At 62.0% G+C, this 17,303-nt stretch carries 14 protein-coding genes; 10 read left to right on the forward strand and 4 right to left on the reverse strand.

What is annotated here, in order from left to right:
* Positions 1-7: 7 nt before the first annotated feature.
* From mihF to CQ020_RS09760, 6 genes are all read left to right on the forward strand, one after another.
* Positions 8-334, forward strand: a complete 327-nt coding sequence (gene mihF, locus CQ020_RS09735; RefSeq protein WP_024816819.1) for an integration host factor, actinobacterial type — start codon at positions 8-10, stop codon at positions 332-334.
* A 21-nt stretch (positions 335-355) separates the two neighbouring features.
* Positions 356-928, forward strand: coding sequence for a guanylate kinase (gmk, locus tag CQ020_RS09740; protein WP_105691671.1), 573 nt, complete (start codon positions 356-358; stop codon positions 926-928).
* Between the two features lie 39 nt (positions 929-967).
* Positions 968-1,228: a DNA-directed RNA polymerase subunit omega gene (rpoZ, locus tag CQ020_RS09745; RefSeq protein ID WP_017197559.1), complete on the forward strand. Its 261-nt coding sequence runs from the start codon at positions 968-970 to the stop codon at positions 1,226-1,228.
* A gap of 27 nt (positions 1,229-1,255) precedes the next feature.
* The gene (coaBC, locus tag CQ020_RS09750) at positions 1,256-2,512 is read left to right on the forward strand and encodes a bifunctional phosphopantothenoylcysteine decarboxylase/phosphopantothenate--cysteine ligase CoaBC (protein WP_105691672.1); all 1,257 of its coding nucleotides are present in this window, start codon (positions 1,256-1,258) and stop codon (positions 2,510-2,512) included.
* Positions 2,513-2,588: 76 nt separating this feature from the next.
* Positions 2,589-3,818, forward strand: coding sequence for a methionine adenosyltransferase (gene metK / locus CQ020_RS09755; protein WP_024816815.1), 1,230 nt, complete (start codon positions 2,589-2,591; stop codon positions 3,816-3,818).
* Positions 3,819-3,988: 170 nt separating this feature from the next.
* Positions 3,989-6,091 (forward strand): primosomal protein N', encoded by a 2,103-nt coding sequence (locus CQ020_RS09760; RefSeq protein WP_105691673.1) that lies wholly within the window; start codon positions 3,989-3,991, stop codon positions 6,089-6,091.
* An 18-nt stretch (positions 6,092-6,109) separates the two neighbouring features.
* Here CQ020_RS09760 and CQ020_RS09765 read toward each other — a convergent pair whose 3' ends face one another.
* The 4 genes from CQ020_RS09765 to CQ020_RS09780 are packed head-to-tail and all read right to left on the reverse strand — an operon-like array spanning position 6,110 to position 10,037.
* Complete coding sequence (locus tag CQ020_RS09765) at positions 6,110-7,192, reverse strand: glycosyltransferase family 1 protein (RefSeq protein WP_105691674.1); 1,083 nt, start codon at positions 7,190-7,192, stop codon at positions 6,110-6,112.
* On the reverse strand, positions 7,189-8,133 hold the full coding sequence (locus CQ020_RS09770) for an alpha/beta fold hydrolase (protein ID WP_105691675.1): 945 nt from the start codon (positions 8,131-8,133) through the stop codon (positions 7,189-7,191). The genes CQ020_RS09765 and CQ020_RS09770 overlap by 4 nt, the downstream gene beginning before the upstream one ends.
* A 10-nt stretch (positions 8,134-8,143) precedes the next feature.
* Positions 8,144-9,040 carry an aldo/keto reductase gene (locus tag CQ020_RS09775; protein WP_181151830.1) on the reverse strand — a complete coding sequence of 299 codons (897 nt, stop codon included), beginning with the start codon at positions 9,038-9,040 and terminating at the stop codon, positions 8,144-8,146.
* Between the two features lie 34 nt (positions 9,041-9,074).
* Positions 9,075-10,037, reverse strand: a complete 963-nt coding sequence (locus CQ020_RS09780; protein ID WP_011774935.1) for a sugar-binding transcriptional regulator — start codon at positions 10,035-10,037, stop codon at positions 9,075-9,077.
* A 122-nt stretch (positions 10,038-10,159) separates the two neighbouring features.
* On the opposite strand from CQ020_RS09780, the gene CQ020_RS09785 reads away from it, so the two are divergent.
* The 4 genes from CQ020_RS09785 to leuS all read left to right on the forward strand — a co-directional run bounded on the left by CQ020_RS09785 (position 10,160) and on the right by leuS (position 17,272).
* Positions 10,160-11,941, forward strand: a complete 1,782-nt coding sequence (locus CQ020_RS09785) for a glycerol-3-phosphate dehydrogenase/oxidase (protein WP_105691676.1) — start codon at positions 10,160-10,162, stop codon at positions 11,939-11,941.
* 169 nt (positions 11,942-12,110) lie between these two features.
* The gene (locus CQ020_RS09790; protein ID WP_105691677.1) at positions 12,111-12,863 is read left to right on the forward strand and encodes an MIP/aquaporin family protein; all 753 of its coding nucleotides are present in this window, start codon (positions 12,111-12,113) and stop codon (positions 12,861-12,863) included.
* A 77-nt stretch (positions 12,864-12,940) separates the two neighbouring features.
* Entirely contained in the window at positions 12,941-14,455 is a 1,515-nt protein-coding gene (gene glpK, locus CQ020_RS09795) for a glycerol kinase GlpK (protein ID WP_105691678.1), read from the forward strand.
* 288 nt (positions 14,456-14,743) lie between these two features.
* Complete coding sequence (gene leuS, locus CQ020_RS09800) at positions 14,744-17,272, forward strand: leucine--tRNA ligase (protein WP_105691679.1); 2,529 nt, start codon at positions 14,744-14,746, stop codon at positions 17,270-17,272.
* Positions 17,273-17,303 lie beyond the last annotated feature (31 nt).

Below are 17,303 nucleotides of genomic sequence, written 5' to 3' on the forward strand. Positions count from 1 at the left end.
TTTGGCAGTGGGCCTTAAAGAGCTGACACCGCAGGAGCGTTCCGATGCCCTCGAGAAGGCTGCCAAGGCGCGGGCCGTACGCGCCGCGGCAAAGGAACGGCTCAAACGTGGCGAGGTGAGCATTGCCGAGTTGATCTCCTCAGGTACTACCGACGAGGCGATTGCGCGCATGCGGGTGGTGGAATTGCTGGAGGCCCTGCCGGGCATTGGTCCGGTCAGGGCAGCAGGAATCATGGCTGAGATTGGGATTGCCGGATCCCGGCGCATCAGGGGGCTGGGAATTCATCAGGCCCGGGCGCTGGTAGATTTTATGGATACCCAGCAAAGCGTTTGACGCATCTCCCCGAAGGAATCCGTGAGCAAGAAACCCGGACTGACTGTCCTTGCAGGCCCCACTGCCGTTGGCAAGGGAACCGTATCCACCTACATCAGGGACAACTATCCAGAGGTTTGGCTCTCGGTCTCGGCAACCACCCGGGCTGCGCGTCCGGGCGAAACGGATGGCGTCCATTACTTCTTCAAGTCCGCTGAGGAGTTTGACTCCCTGGTCGCCGAGGGTGAACTCCTGGAGTGGGCTGTAGTGCATGGCCAGAACCGCTACGGCACCCTCCGCAGCACTGTTGACGCGGCTATCGCCGATGGCAAGTCAGTCCTGCTGGAGATTGACCTCCAAGGTGCGCGGCAGGTCAAAGCAGCGGTCCCGGACGCGAATTTCGTGTTCCTGGCACCGCCCAGCTGGGACGAAATGGTCCGTCGATTGGTGGGCCGCGGCACTGAAACTCCCGAGGAACAGCAGCGCAGGCTGGAAACCGCTAAACTGGAACTTGCTGCTGAACCGGAGTTTGACCACACCGTCATCAATGACGACGTTCGCCGGGCAGCAGACGAGCTTGTTTCACTCATGGGGCTTACCCCGCACCAGCGCTAAGCGCTTGCATTTGTTGGCCCGCTAAAATTTGGAGAATTCGTGTCCACGAACCTTGAAGGCATCATCAACCCGCCGATCGATTCGCTGCTTGAGGCTGCTGATTCCAAGTACGGCCTGGTCATCTTCGGCGCCAAGCGTGCCCGTCAGATCAACGCCTACTACGCACAGCTCCACGAGGGCCTGTTCGAGTACGTCGGCCCCTTGGTTGACACCAAGCTGAATGAGAAGTCGTTGTCCATCGCTCTGCGCGAGATCAACGAAGGCTTGCTGGTTTCCACGCCGATCGAGCCCGCAGAATAACAAAGACTGCCTGTTGACGGAGGTCACGTGCGCATAGTCCTCGGAGTCGGGGGAGGGATCGCAGCCTATAAGGTTGCATCGCTCCTCCGGCTTTTTACTGAAGCCGGTCACAAGGTGACGGTCATTCCCACGGAAGCTGCCACCCGGTTCGTCGGAGTGGCCACGTGGGAGGCCCTCTCCGGCAACCCTGTGAGCAACAGCGTCTTTGACGACGTCGAGAAGGTCAACCATGTCCGTTTGGGGCATGAAGCCGACCTGATCGTGGTTGCCCCTGCCACGGCCGATCTCCTGGCCAAGGCAGCTACGGGACAAGCGGGAGACCTCCTCACCAACACGCTTCTCATGGCTCACGGACCGGTTCTGTTTGCCCCTGCGATGCACACGGAAATGTGGCAGCACGCCGCAACCCAGGCGAACGTGGAGACGTTGCGCAGCCGTGGCGTCACCGTGCTCGAGCCTGCCTCCGGTCGCCTGACGGGCGCAGATTCAGGGCCTGGGCGTTTACCGGAACCGGAAGCTATTTTTGCTGCCGCCGTGGCTTTGGCCGGGGCTTCAGTGGACGGCGGACCGAATGCCGCCCCCGCCCCGCACGCGACTTTGGCTGGACGGACGGTTACCATCTCCGCCGGCGGCACAAGGGAAGCGCTGGACCCGGTCCGGTTCCTGGGCAACCGTTCCTCCGGAAAGCAGGGTGCCGCTTTGGCCGCGGCTGCTTTGGCGGCCGGGGCAACGGTGAAATTCCTCGCCGCTCACATGGACGTCGAGCCGCCTGCAGGAGTGGAGCTTGTCCGCGTTGAATCGGCCTTGGAACTGCGCGAAGCTGCACTGAAAGCGGCAGTGGACTCCGACGTCGTCATTATGGCCGCTGCCGTTGCGGACTTCCGTCCGGCAGAGGTCTCGGACACCAAGATCAAGAAGGTTGACGGCGAGGACGCTCCCGTTGTGCGGCTGATCCGGAACCCGGACATCCTGCATGAGCTCGTGGAGCGCCGTAATGCCGAGGGCGGTCAGCAGCTGATTGTCGGTTTCGCGGCCGAAACGGGCGACGCTCACGGCGACGTCCTTGACCATGCAACGGCCAAGCTCAAGCGCAAAGGCTGCGACCTCTTGGTGGTAAACCAGGTGGGCATTGGCCGGGTATTCGGCCAGGATGACAATTCGGTGGTCATCCTGTCCGGCCACGGAGCCGAACCGGAGTCAGCCGCGGGCTCAAAGGCCGACGTCGCAGCTGCCGTGATTGATCGGGTGGGCTCCGAGCTCACGCGGGTCTTTCCGGCCATGTAACTGAGCCCACACCCGAATTCTTAGCAAAGGGACACACGGCAGATCCCGCCGTCCCGCAACCCAGTAAGGTGGTCGAGTGACTTTACCGCTGCACCATGAACACCATGGCACCCCGTCCAAGCTCCGGCTCTTCACGTCCGAATCGGTCACTGAAGGGCATCCGGACAAGATCTGCGACCAAATCAGCGACTCCATCCTGGACGCGCTGCTGGCCGCTGATCCTGAATCCCGCGTGGCCGTTGAAACCATGGCCACTACGGGCTTGGTGCACGTGGCCGGTGAGGTCACCACCGACGCTTACGTGGAAATCCCGCAGATTGTCCGCGAGACCATCCTGGGCATCGGCTACGACTCGTCCGCCAACGGATTCGACGGCGCCCGCTGTGGTGTGTCCGTGTCCATCGGCCAACAGTCCAACGACATCGCCGGTGGCGTGTTCAACTCACTTGAGGCCCGTGAAGGCCGTCAGGAGGACGATTACGACCTCCAGGGTGCGGGCGATCAGGGAATCATGTTTGGCTATGCCAGCGATGAGACGGCGTCTTACATGCCTACTCCCATCTGGCTCGCCCACCGTCTGTCCGAACGTCTCACTGAGGTCCGTAAAAACGGCGAGCTGGCCTACCTTCGCCCGGACGGCAAGACGCAGGTCACCGTAGGATACGACGGCGATCGGCCGGTTTCCGTGGAAACGGTGGTCATCTCCAGCCAGCACGCCGAAGAGGCTAGCCTTGAGCAGCTTCGTGCGGACTTGGCCAGCTACGTGATCGACCCCGTCATGTCGGCGTCCAACCTGGATATTTCGCATGCTGCAAACATTCTCAACCCCGCGGGCGCCTTCGTCATCGGCGGTCCCGTAGGCGATGCCGGGCTCACAGGCCGCAAGATCATTGTGGACACCTACGGGGGATTCTCGCGCCACGGCGGGGGAGCTTTCTCCGGCAAGGATCCGTCCAAGGTGGACCGCTCAGCCGCTTACGCCATGCGCTGGGTTGCCAAGAACGTGGTGGCCGCCGGACTGGCCAAGCGGGCTGAGATTCAAATTGCCTATGCCATCGGCCAGGCACGCCCGGTTGGAACGTACGTTGAGACCTTTGGCACGGAAACCGTTGACCCGGCCCGCATCAGTGAAGCGATCGACGAACTGTTCGACCTCCGTCCGCGCGCCATCATTGACGCACTGGATCTCAAGCGGCCCATTTACGCCAAGACAGCGGCGCACGGTCACTTCGGTCGCGATGACCCGGACTTCACCTGGGAACGGCTGGACCGCGTGGCCGACCTGAAGGAATACTTCAACGCCTGAACCCTGCACGATCGGCTGGCAGCAGGCGCATCAACCCCAGGTTGTTGTATTGTCCGTGGCCCATGATTGGCTGGTGCCAGAGAGATGCCCGCAGCGGGTCAATCCCGCTGCGGGCATTCCGGGTTAAGAATGCGTGGTGTTTTCCGCGCTCAGAGTTGGAGGTGAAGTGCATGGCAGGACACGAGGCCCAGCCGTCGTTGCTTCAACCCTCGTTGCTTCAAGGTTTTCCGGATCGTGCGCCGGTCAATGGGCCGCCGCTTGCTGCTGAGAATCCAGTGGCCCGGGTGGTGCTCGAATCTTCCCTGCCCCATTTGGACAGGCCCTTCGACTACAGCGTTCCAGCAGAGCTCGCCGAGGTGGCTGCTCCCGGTGTCCGGGTGAAGGTGAAGTTCAATGGCCAGGAGCTCAATGGCTACATCATTGAACGGCGCGCAGATTCGGATGCTGCGGCGCCCCTCAGTACCCTGCATAAGGTTGTATCTCCAGTTGCGGTCCTGACCCCGGCTGCTTTGGAGCTTGCCGGTACAGTGGCTGGCCGTTACGTCGGAAGCCTGAGCGATGTCCTTCGAACGGCAATCCCTCCGCGGGTGGCCAAGGTGGAGAAGGAACTTCTGGCCGGGGACTTCGAAGCCGGCGTCGTTGACCTGAAACCGGCCACAGACGCCCACGCGTGGGCTTCTTACGGTAATGGTGAGCCCTATCTGCAGCACCTTGCCAAGGGCGGTTCGCCCAAAGCTGTCCTCACCGCTCTTCAGGGGTTCGGCCCTGGTGGCTGGCCGGCCATGGTTGCGTCGGCTGTTGCCACCGTTCGCTCTTCGGGACGTGGTGCGGTAGTGGTGGTGCCGGATTATCGGGATCTTGAGCAGTTGGAGGCAGCGCTTGCCAACGTCCTGCCGTCGTCCGACGTCGCCCGTCTCACAGCGGATGATGGGCAGACACCCCGTTATAGAAACTTCCTGCGGCTTCTGAGCGGGACAGCGGGAGTGGCCATCGGTACTCGTTCGGCGGCGTACGCTCCTGTGCGCGACCTTGGTTTGGTGGTGTGCTGGGACGACGGCGACGACCTCCATATCGAGCAACGGGCCCCTTATGCGCACACCAGGGAAGTCCTTCTGTTGCGTGCCGAGCAGGAGAACGCCGCTTGCCTGATGGCCTCCCATAACCGAAGCACCGAACTCCAGCGCCTTGTTGAAATGCAGTGGGCTGTGCCCATTGAAGCACCGCGAAGTACAGTCCGCGCCACGGCACCCCGGGTTCTGAACACCGCTGACAGCTTCGAACAAGAACGTGATCCTCTGGCGCGTATTGCGCGATTGCCCGGTGCGGCGTGGCGGGCAGCCAAGGAGGGCCTGGAGCGCGGCCCCGTCTTGGTCCAAGTGGCCCGGGCCGGTTACGCCCCGTCGCTGGTGTGCGAGACGTGCCGGGAACTTGCGCGCTGCAACGCCTGCCAGGGGCCGCTGGCTGTGAACAGCAGTTCGGCCATGCCGGCGTGCCGCTGGTGTTCCACGCCGGCCCCACAATGGCGCTGCATGCACTGTAGCGGAACAAGACTGCGCCGTGGGGCGGCAGGAGTCATGCGGACGGCAGAGGAGTTGGGGCGGGCCTTCCCTGGCAAAGCCGTCGTGACGTCATCCGGTGAGCACATCAAGGCAACCGTCCCGGATGCTCCTGCCCTGGTGGTCGCAACGGTTGGTGCTGAACCGGTTGCGTCCAACGGATACGCTGCAGCCCTGTTGCTGGATGGCAACTCGTTGCTCCGCCGTGAGAACCTGCGCGCAGGGGAAGATACTGTCCGCCGGTGGTTCAATGCCGCTTCCCTCGTGAAGCCGGCCAGCCAAGGTGGGCTCGTGGTGATCACTGCGGACGATACCGCGGCGACAGGAGCACTGTTGCGGTGGGACGCCGCTGGATTTGCCTCGCGGGAGTTGGCGCTTCGGAAAGAATTGCAGCTGCCCCCGGCAGTCCGGGTGGCCTCCGTGACCGGCCCCAGGGCCGACGTCGTGCATTTCAGTGACGCCTTGGAAACCAGCGCCCACCTGGCCTCGATAGCCAAACTCCGCAAAGCCGGGCCTGCACCCGTTCAGCTTTCCGCCAGCAATCAGGGCTCCGCCGCTGCGGTTGAGAACGATGCGGACGTCCGGACGCTCTATTTCATTCCTTACGCAGACGCCGCAGAGACCACCCGGGCCATGCGGGCCGTGAAGGTGGCCAACGCCGCCAAGCGCACGTCTGGCCCGGTGCAGTTGCGTTTGGATGGCGTCGACGTTCTCTGACCCTGGCCGTGCGCTGGATTACGCCTTCCGGTGACGCTGTGCAACGACCTCTTCGGCCGCGGCCAGAAGCTGCCGTGCCGATTCGTCCCAGTTGAAGGTGGCGGCGCGTTCCACCGATGTTCGGGAACGCTCCTGCCAGAGTGCGTCCTCGCCCAGCGCAGTTACAGCAGCCGCGAATTCAGCGGGCGATTCAGGGTGGACGTAGCTGACGGCGTCGCCTCCGACTTCACGGAAGATGGGAATATCGCTTGCGATGACCGGAGTACCCAAGGCCATGGCCTCCACCAGCGGCAAGCCGTATCCCTCAGCTCGTGAAAGGCTGGTCAGCGCTGTGGCACGCAGCAGCAGTTCGTCGTACTCGGCGTCAGTTACACCGTTGTGGAACACCACCTTGGCTCCGTCGGGAACCAAGGCCTCCAACTCAGCTTTGCGTTGCGGGGTGATCCGGCTGAGCAAGTGCAGGGTGTACCCCGGCAGCCCGGACATGCCCCGGACCATGGTTTCCACGTTCTTGTACGGCATGAACGAACCCATATAGAGGATCGACTTGTCTGCCCCTGCTTCAGGGTCCCGGGGTTTTTGGCCTGGTTGAGGTGCGTTCCCCACGATGCGGACGGGACGCTTTGTCAGCGTGTACTTGGACATGAGGGCTTCAGTGGTGCGGCTGATGGTAGCCACGATGTCCGCACGGTTGAGCAGGAGCCGCTGCGGCCAGAATGCCTTGTGGTAAAGCCTCCACAACAGGCGCACGGGTGCGGGTAGAAAGCCCGGGGGAGTCGGGTGTTCGTAGTAGATGAGGTCGTGAAGCGTGAGCACAAGCCCGTATTTGCGGCCGAAGGTGCCCATGGTCTGCATGGGACAGACCACCACGTCAGCACCAAGGGGGTTGACCTTGCGGGCCACGAACAATTCCAAGGGCGATAGTGGGCTGTTGGCCATCACGTACGGTACGTCGGGGAGAAGGGCCAGTTGCCGCTTGTCGCTGATCAGCATAGTGACGTCGGCGATTTTGGACGTTGCGGCTATGAGGCTTGAACCGTAGCGGCTGATGCCATCGTGATGGTCCGTTCGGGTAAAGCGGGCGTCGATGACAATTTTCACGCGGGATGTTCCTCCAGGAAGGTGCGGATTGCTTCGGCGGCCGGAACCGGCGTCTCGTAGTGGATCAGATGCCCGACGTCGGGAATCACTACCAGCGCCGCGTCCGGCAGGAGCTTCATGAGTTTGTGCTGGTTGGGAAGAGTGGCGATCTCGTCTTTTTCCCCTGCGACAAGGAGCACCGGAAGAGTCAGTTTCCCGGCTACCTCGGCGACGTGTCCCGAAACAGAGGCTTTGAAGGACTCCAGCAGGCTTCTCCGGTCTGAGAAGGCACTGAAGTAGGCATCGTGTTGGCCGTGGATGAAACGGCGCAGGTTCTTGTCTTTGGTTTTCGCCATGGTGATGCTCATGACGCGGACGATCGCTCGATTCCTGAGGACCGCCAGCCCCAGTGGGCGGGGGAGCTTGGCCGAGACCTGGTAGTACAGCACAGCCAGTTTGGTCATGATTCCCTTGGGGCCTTCAAGCGCCGGCGCGGCAATGGGATTGATGAGGACCAAGGGATATACGGCGCCCGGATGCGTGGCGGCAAAGTGACTGGCCACGATCGACCCGAAGGAGTGGCCCAGGAGTACGGTCTTGGGTCCCAATCCGAGGGCGCTCATGAAGCCGGTGATGAACTGCCCGTAGCGTTCAACGGAGTGCTCGCCATCGACGAACGGTTCGGAGCTTCCGAAGGCCGGCAGGTCCGGCATGATGATGCGCATCTCCGGAAGCTGGTCTGCTACGCGCAGCAGTCCGTGGTGGTCGCCCCGGAACCCGTGGATGACCAGGATGGTGCGGGTTGCCGGCGTGGCGGACACGGGCTCGTACGTCCAGTAGGCAACATTGCTGCCGTCCACGTCCACATCCGAGGCGTGCGTACGGCCTTGCAGGGTTGAGCTGAAGAATTGACTGGGGGCCTGCGCTCCGTCAGGTGTGTGCGCGGTGTCCACTGTTTCCATACGGATGGTCCTAGTTCACGTTGTCCGGGTGCGACCCGGTCCGATGATGGCGTTCGAGTCCTGCGATGCCGTCCATATCGGTGGCATCCAGTTCGAAGTCAGCGACGGCAAAATTTTCCTTGATCCGGCCGGCAGAGCTTGCTTTCGGTATCACCAGGTTTCCCACTTGGAGGTGCCAGCGGAGAATGACCTGTGCGGGGGTCCGGTTGTACTTGTCCGCCAGCGCGGTAATGGCGGGGTCGGCCATTACCTGCCCGCGGCCCAGTGGACTCCAGGCTTCAGTGGCGATGCCGAGTTGTTCGTGCAAAGTTCTCAACCGGCTCTGCTGAAGCCAGGGGTGCAACTCGATCTGATTTACTGCGGGAACAACTTCAGCCTTCTGCATCAGCTCTTCCAAGTGTCCGGGCTGGAAGTTGGACACGCCGATGGCCCGCACTTTCCCTTCCCGGTACAGGGTCTCCAAAGCTTTATAGGTCTCTGCAAACAAACCCCGCCCGGCACAGGGCCAGTGGATGAGGTAGAGGTCCACATAGTCAAGCCCAAGGTTGGAGATGGAAGTATCGAACGCCCGGAGCGTGGCATCGTAGCCCTGGTCATCGTTCCAGACCTTGGTGGTGACGAAGAGGTCCTCGCGTGCGAGTGCGTGCACGGATTCGCCGGAGCCGCCGGTGGCTCTGTTCGCTTCAGCGGCGTCTCCGATCGCACCGCCAAGCGCCCGGCCCACTCCTACTTCGTTGCCGTACATGGCGGCAGTATCAAAGCGCCGGTAGCCCTCGCCCAAGGCTGTGGCAACCAACGCTTCTGCGTCTTTGGCGGGAACTTTATAGAGTCCGTATCCCATGCGGTCCATCTGTACGCCATTGTTCAGCGCCAACTTGTTTGATGTCAGCTTGGAAGGGGATCTCATAGCAACGACTCTACCCATTCCCTGCACGATTACTTCAGGAATGGCCGTTGAAACTCACCAGGCGTCGGGCTGAGGCTTCGTCCAGAATGAGGTCTGTTGCCAGCCCGGCTGCCAGAGCTCCTTGGAGTCCATTGATCTTCGATGCCCCGGACACCACGCAGATCCGGCGCCTGACTTGACGCAACTGTTCATGGCTGGGACCGGTTGACCTCTCATTAAGGGTGATGCCGTCCGAGGACCCGTCACTCCTGAAGAAGACCGTTGCGACGTCGCCCACCACGTCGTCGGCTGCCAGCATGGTGAGGTCGTGTTCATCGAGGTAACCACCGGCGTACACATGGCTCGGGTAGTCGGAATCCACCGAACCGACGCCGAAGATGGCGATGCTCATGCGGGCCTGCAAGTCCAGGATGCGTTGAACGCTGCGCTCATTCCACATGGCTGTCTTGGTGGAGGCATGATCAAAAAAGGCCGGAACAGGGAACTGCTCCACGCGCGCACCGTAGGCGCTGCCGAAGCGCCGCATGATGTCACTGGCATAGGTAATGCCGGTGGTTTGCATGTTTCCGGCTCCGTTGAGTTGGACCACGATGCTGTCGTGGGTCATCTTGCGGGTGAGGTGCCGGCTGACTGCGCTCAGGGTCGCGCCCCAGGCCACGCCGATGATGGCATTGGAGTCCACCAGGGGTCCGATTGTTCGTGCAGCCTGCATGGCTACGCGGTCCAAGGTCTCAGCTTCGTTGAGGGTGTCCAGTACCGGGACCACATGGACGTCCACGCCGTACTGGTTTCGGATCTGGCTTTCCAGCTCAGGACCGGTATCAAACGGGCTGCGAATCTGGACCTGAACCAGTCCCGTTTCCCGCGCCGAAGAGAGCAGTCTGGACACCGTTGATCGGGACGTCCGGAGCTCTCGGGCAATCGCATCCATGGTCAGGTCCTGCAGGTAATACATCTGTGCAGCCCGGAGCGCATCCGAGTGACGTGATCGTGCCATCTCATTTCCTTCCTGCACGTTTGTGCAAATAGCTTGACTCCATTTTCCACCTTCGCAAGATTAGTGGTGAACGGTGCAGCAGCGAGTGGCGCGGCGCACGAACCAAGCCCAAGGGAGCAGTTTTGGGACACAACAAGATTTCCGGTACCTCACAGCACACTCAGCGCGACTCCGTCGTTGCACTGCAGGAGCGGCCCTCGGCCAAGGTGCTCATCATCGGCGGAGGCATCAACGGTGTGGGAACGTTCCGCGATCTCGCCCTCCAAGGCGTGGACGTGGCACTTGTTGAACGTGGTGACTACTGCCAAGGCGCCAGCGGAGCTTCCTCCCACATGATCCATGGCGGCATCCGTTACCTCGAGAACGGTGAGTTCCGCCTGGTCCAGGAATCCGTGGTTGAGCGCAACAGGCTCCTGCGGATCGCTCCGCACTACGTGAAGCCGCTCCAGACCACCATCCCGATCTTCAGCACGTTCTCCGGAATCCTGTCTGCACCCATGCGGTTCCTCACCCACAAACAGGGCAAGCCCAAGGAACGCGGCGCGTTCCTCATCAAGGTGGGCCTGAGCATGTACGACTTCTTCTCCCGCGACGGTGGCAGCGTACCCCGCCACCAGTTCCACGGCCGGACCAAGGCCCTTGCGGAACTTCCCAAACTTCCTTCAAATCTGAAGTATGCGGCCACATACTTTGATGCTTCCGTTCACAATCCGGAACGCCTGACCCTGGACGTCCTGCAGGACGGCGAGAAAGCGGGACGCAGTGGGGGACTTCCGGGAGGAAGCGCCCGGGCCAGCAACTACGTCTCACTCGTCTCCATGGACTCAGACGGAGTCCGGCTCCGCGATGAACTGACCGGCAAAGAATTCGAATTCCAAGCTGACGTCATCGTCAACACAACAGGCGCATGGGTGGACCTCACCAACCAGGCCATGGGCGCCGTCAGCAAGTTCATGGGCGGTACCAAGGGATCCCACATCGTCCTGGACCACCCGGAACTCCTCGCGGCCTGCAACGGGCGGGAAATCTTCTTTGAGCACACTGACGGCCGCATTGTCCTGATCTACCCCATGGGTGACAGGGTGCTTGTTGGGACCACGGACGTGGACGCCGATATGTCCGAAGACGCCGTCTGCACTGACGAAGAAATCGACTACTTCTTTGACCTTGTCGGCCACGTGTTCCCCACCATCAAGGTGGAGCGCGAACAAATCGTCTACAGCTTCGCCGGTGTCCGTCCCCTGCCGCGCCACGACGAAACCCAGCCTGGATTCGTCTCCCGCGACTACCGCATCGAACGCAGCGTCCGCACCGGCAGCGACGCTGTCACAACGCCAGGCGGTAAGGCCGCCGTCGTCCTCAGCCTTGTGGGTGGTAAATGGACCACGTTCCGCGCGTTGGCCGAGCACATGACCAACGACGTCCTCCGCGAACTGGGCATGGAACGCAAAGTCTCGACGGCGAAACTCGCCATTGGCGGCGGTGCGGGCTTCCCTGCAACCGAACAGGGCGAACAGGAATGGATCAAGAAGCACATGGGGCCTGGCCTGGACGCTGACCGCGTAGCTGTCCTGCTGACCCGCTACGGAACCCGGGCAGACGCCGTTATTGAGTTCCTTAATGCCGGACCTGACACGCCGCTGCGTTCCACCCGAGAACTGAGCGTCCGGGAATTGCTCTTCATGGCTGAGAACGAGCAAATCGGTCACTTGGTGGATGTCCTCATCCGCCGGACGTCGCTCGCCTTCCGGGGCCTGGTCACCGGTGAGCTGCTCAATGAGATCGCCGCGGCGTTGGCCGAGCCACTCGGCTGGGACGCTGCTGCCCGTGAGGCAGAAATCCGCCACGCCCAGGAAGTACTGCAGAGGTTCCACAAGGTTGACGTGCACAGTCTCGTAGCCTGACACCAAGCAGCGGAAAAGCTTGACCGTCCCAGAGTGCGGTGGGGGCGGAATGGGGTAGGTGGGCCCGCCAGGGGAACACCACACCGGGACGGTTCCGGAGACAACGGAACCGTCCCAACAGCCTCTTCACCCGCGAGGGGGCTGACAACAGAAAAATGAGGAGTCAAAGATGTCTCTTGGAATTGTTTTCCTTTCCGAAGTATTCGGAACCATGATGCTGACCCTGCTGGGTTGCGGCGTCGTGGCAAACGTTGCGCTCAAAGGCACCAAGGGCAACAACGCTGGATTCTTGATGGTGACGTGGGGCTGGGGTATTGCGGTCTTCGCGGGCGTTTTCGTGGCCGCAAAGTCTGGTGCGCACCTTAACCCGGCCGTCACCCTGGGCCTGCTGGTCAACGGCAAAGCAGAGTACGCCCCAGACGTAGCAGTCACCTTCGCTTCGACGCTGACGTACTTCGGTGCTGAACTGCTCGGCGCATTCCTGGGCGCAGTTGTTTGCTGGCTCGCTTACAAGCAGCACTTCGATGAAGAACCCCTTGCAGCAAACAAGCTGGGCACCTTCTCCACCGGTCCGGCCATCCGTTCCACCCCCTGGAACCTCGTCACCGAAATCATCGGCACGTTCGTCCTGGTCTTCGTCATCCTGACCTTCGGCGGCACCCCCTCCGGCCTCGGCCCGCTGGCGGTTGCACTGCTTGTTGTCGGTATCGGTGTTTCCCTCGGTGGCCCCACCGGCTACGCCATCAACCCCGCCCGTGACCTCGGCCCCCGCATCGCCCACGCCCTCCTTCCCATCAAGGGCAAGGGCAGCAGCGACTGGGCCTACTCCTGGATCCCTGTGGTCGGACCGCTGGTTGGCGGTGCACTCGCAGGCATTGTTGCCCTGTGGGTTCCCGACATCATGCCCCCGATCGCCGGCTAGTACAGCGCATACCCGCAACACCCACCCGCACGTTGTAGATCACCATCTGAGTAGCTAACAAAGACAAGGACGTCACCATGAATCAATACGTCATCGCCATCGACCAAGGCACCACCAGCTCCCGCGCCATCGTTTTTGACCACACGGGCAACATCGTCTCCACCGGCCAGATGGAGCACGAGCAGATCTTCCCGCAGGCCGGCTGGGTGGAGCACAACCCCGCCGAAATCTGGAACAACACCCGGGAAGTTATTGCCTCCGCCCTGTCCAAGGCGAACCTGACACGGCACGACATCGCCGCCGTCGGCATCACCAACCAGCGCGAAACCGCTGTCGTCTGGGACAAAAACACCGGCGAGGCCGTCTACAACGCCATCGTCTGGCAGGACACCCGCACGCAGCCCATCGTCGATGAACTTGCACAGGACGGGGGAGTGGAGCGCTTCAAACAGAAGGTAGGCCTTCCGCTGGCAACGTACTTCTCCGGTACCAAGATCAAGTGGATCCTGGACAACGTGGACGGCGCCCGCGAACGCGCCGAAGCCGGAGACCTCCTTTTCGGCAACACCGATGCCTGGGTCCTCTGGAACCTGACCGGCGGTGTTGACGGCGGTGTGCACGTCACCGACGTCACCAATGCCTCCCGCACCCTGTTCATGGACCTCGAAACGCTCCGATGGGACCAGGAAATTCTGGACGTCTTCGGTGTTCCCGCCTCCATGATGCCTGCCATCAAGTCGTCCTCCGAGGTGTACGGCCACGTCCACACCTCGCAGTTGCTTCGCGAAACCCCTGTAGCCGGCATCCTCGGTGACCAGCAGGCAGCCACTTTCGGCCAGGCAGCATTCCAGGCCGGCGAAGCCAAAAACACCTATGGCACCGGCTGCTTCCTGATCTTCAATACCGGCGAAGAGATCGTTCACTCCAAGAACGGCCTGCTCACCACCCTTGGATACAAGCTGGGAGATGCCAAGCCGCACTACGCCCTCGAAGGTTCCATCGCCGTCACCGGGTCCCTGATCCAGTGGCTCCGCGACAACCTCGGCATGATCAGTTCCGCCCCGGAGGTAGAGGAACTTGCGGCCGGTGTTAAAGACAACGGTGGTGTCTACATCGTCCCGGCATTCTCTGGACTGTTTGCACCGTACTGGCGTGCAGACGCACGCGGAGCAATCGTCGGCCTCACGCGCTTCGCCAACAAGGGCCACATTGCCCGCGCAGCCCTGGAAGCAACTGCTTTCCAGACCCGCGAGGTGCTCGACGCCGTCAACGCAGATTCGGGTGTACCGCTCACCGAATTGAAGGTCGACGGCGGCATGGTCGCCAACGAGGCACTCATGCAGTTCCAAGCAGACATCCTGGGCGTACCCGTAGTCCGTCCGAAAGTGGTCGAAACCACGGCCCTCGGCGCTGCCTACGCCGCTGGCCTCGCCGTCGGCTTCTGGAAAGACCTTGGCGAGCTCAGCGCCAACTGGAACGAAGACAAGCGCTGGGAACCGCAACTGCCGGCAGAAGAGCAGGAGCGTCAACTGCGCCTCTGGAAGAAGGCCGTAACAAAGTCCATGGACTGGGTCGACGAGGACGTTAAGTAGTCATCTCCCGACAGAGGTTCCGGGGACTCCCGCCCGCCCGCTTCGCGGTGCCCACCACACCATGGCGGGGAGTCCCCGGAACCTCTTTGGCGCGCGGCCGACTTACACCCAGCCCATGGGTTTGGTGGGGTAAGGTATTGGTATGCGTGCGATCCTTCTGCTTAGCTAGCCGCTCGGCTTTCACTAGCCGTGCGGCCGCCCCTCCATTGTTGAGGGGCTTTTGTGTGTCCGGGACCTTCCGGTGCAAAGCAGGAGTAAACCGCCATCGAAGAACAGAAGAGGGCAGCAGTGAGCGTTCAGCCGGAGACAGAGACCGGAGCAGCACCAACAGCCGCAGCCGAAGCGCCTGAAGAGGGCGTCTACAGCTTCGCTGCGATGGAAGCCAAGTGGCCGCAGGTGTGGGAGGACCTCAAAGTCTTCACCCCTGCCGACGACGGTTCCAAGGAACGCCGCTACGTGCTGGACATGTTCCCCTACCCTTCCGGTGACCTTCACATGGGCCACGCCGAAGCCTTCGCCATGGGCGATGTGGTGGCACGCTACCTGCGGCAGAAGGGCTTCGACGTCCTGCACCCCATCGGTTGGGACTCATTTGGACTCCCTGCGGAGAACGCTGCGATCAAGCGAAACGCACACCCCAGCGAGTGGACGTACGCCAACATCGACACCCAGGCGGCCTCGTTCAAGCGATACGCCATCTCTGCTGACTGGTCCCGCCGCATCCACACCTCAGACCCCGAGTACTACCGGTGGACCCAGTGGCTGTTCAAGCGCTTCTACGAGCGTGGGTTGGCCTACCGCAAGGACTCGCCCGTTAACTGGTGCCCTAAGGACCTCACTGTCCTGGCGAACGAGCAAGTAGTCAACGGTGCTTGTGAGCGCTGTGGCACCCCTGTCACCAAGAAGTCCCTGAATCAGTGGTACTTCAAGATCACCGACTACGCCGACCGTCTCCTTGAGGACATGGACCAGCTGCAGGGCCACTGGCCCGAGCGCGTTCTGGCCATGCAACGCAACTGGATCGGCCGCTCCGAAGGCGCCCACGTGCGTTTCGTCATCGAAGCAACCGAGGGCCGTGCCGAGCGCGAAGTCACCGTGTTCACTACACGCCCTGACACGCTCTATGGTGCAACGTTCTTCGTTGTGGCAGCGGACGCGCACCTGGCGCTGGACCTGGTGACTCCGGAACAGCACGATGAACTCATGGCCTACCGCGAAAAGGTCAAAGCCCTTTCGGAAATCGAACGCCAGTCCACTGAGCGCGAGAAGACCGGCGTCTTCACCGGCCGCTACGCCATCAACCCGCTCAACGGCGAAAAGCTCCCTGTATGGGCCGCTGACTACGTCCTGGCGGACTACGGCACAGGAGCCATCATGGCTGTGCCGGCCCACGATCAGCGCGACCTCGACTTCGCCAAGACGTTCAACCTGCCCGTGCGCGCGGTACTGGACACCGGTGCCGAAGATCCGGCAGAGACGGGCGTTGCCACTGCCGGCGAAGGCACGCTCAAGAACTCCGGCGAACTGGACGGGCTCACCAAGTCTGACGGCATCCCCGCAGCGATTGAGATCCTTGAGAAGCTGGGAACCGGTGAGAAGTTCGTCAATTTCCGGCTGCGCGACTGGCTGCTGAGCCGTCAGCGTTTCTGGGGTACCCCCATCCCCATCATCCACTGCGGTGAATGTGGCGAAGTGCCTGTCCCCGATGACCAGCTTCCGGTCAGGTTGCCGGACAATTTGCGCGGTGAGGCGTTGTCGCCGAAGGGTACTTCCCCGCTGGCCTCCGCCGTCGAGTGGGTCAACGTTGAGTGCCCCAACTGCGGACGCGCTGCGCAGCGTGATACAGACACCATGGACACGTTTGTGGACTCGTCCTGGTACTTCCTGCGGTTCGTGTCGCCGGATTACACCGAAGGCCCGTTTGATCCCGAAAAGATCAATAACTGGATGCCGGTCGGACAGTACGTGGGCGGCGTGGAGCACGCCATCCTGCACCTGCTCTACGCACGTTTCTTCACCAAGGTCATCAAGGACATCGGCCTGATCGAAGCCAACGAGCCGTTCTCGGCCCTGCTTAACCAGGGCCAGGTACTCAACGGCGGCAAGGCCATGAGCAAGTCCCTCGGCAACGGCGTGGACTTGGGCGAGCAGTTGGACAAGTTCGGTGTCGACGCCGTACGCCTCACCATGGTCTTCGCCTCCCCGCCGGAGGACGACGTCGACTGGGCGGACGTTTCGCCGTCGGGTTCTGCCAAGTTCCTGGCGCGTGCCTGGCGCCTGGGCCAGGACGTCAGCAGCGAACCCGGTGTTGATCCTGCCACGGGTGACCGCGCCCTGCGCACCGTCACGCACAAGACCATCGCCGACGCCGCTGAACTGTTGGACAACAACAAGTTCAACGTCGTGGTTGCCCGCCTGATGGAACTGGTCAACGCCACCCGCAAGACCATCGATTCCGGTGCTGGTGCCGCAGACCCTGCTGTTCGCGAAGCGGTGGAAGCCGTCGCAGTGATCCTGAGCCTCTTTGCGCCGTACACCGCCGAAGACCTCTGGAACACCCTCGGCCACCCTGCTTCCGTAGCGAATGCAGGCTGGCCGAAGCACGACGACGCACTGCTGGTGCAGGACACCGTCACCGCCGTGGTCCAGGTCCAAGGCAAGGTTCGCGACCGCCTGGAAGTTTCGCCGGACATCACGGAGGACCAGCTGCGTGAGCTCGCCTTGGCCTCGGAAAACGTCCAGCGGGCCTTGGACGGCCGCGGCATCCGCACGGTCATCGTGCGGGCACCTAAACTGGTGAACATCGTTCCTGCCTAGCAGGAAGTGTGCGGCCGCCGGTATTTTGCCG

The sequence above is a fragment of the Arthrobacter sp. MYb23 genome (assembly GCF_002979775.1).
Classification (GTDB): domain Bacteria; phylum Actinomycetota; class Actinomycetes; order Actinomycetales; family Micrococcaceae; genus Arthrobacter.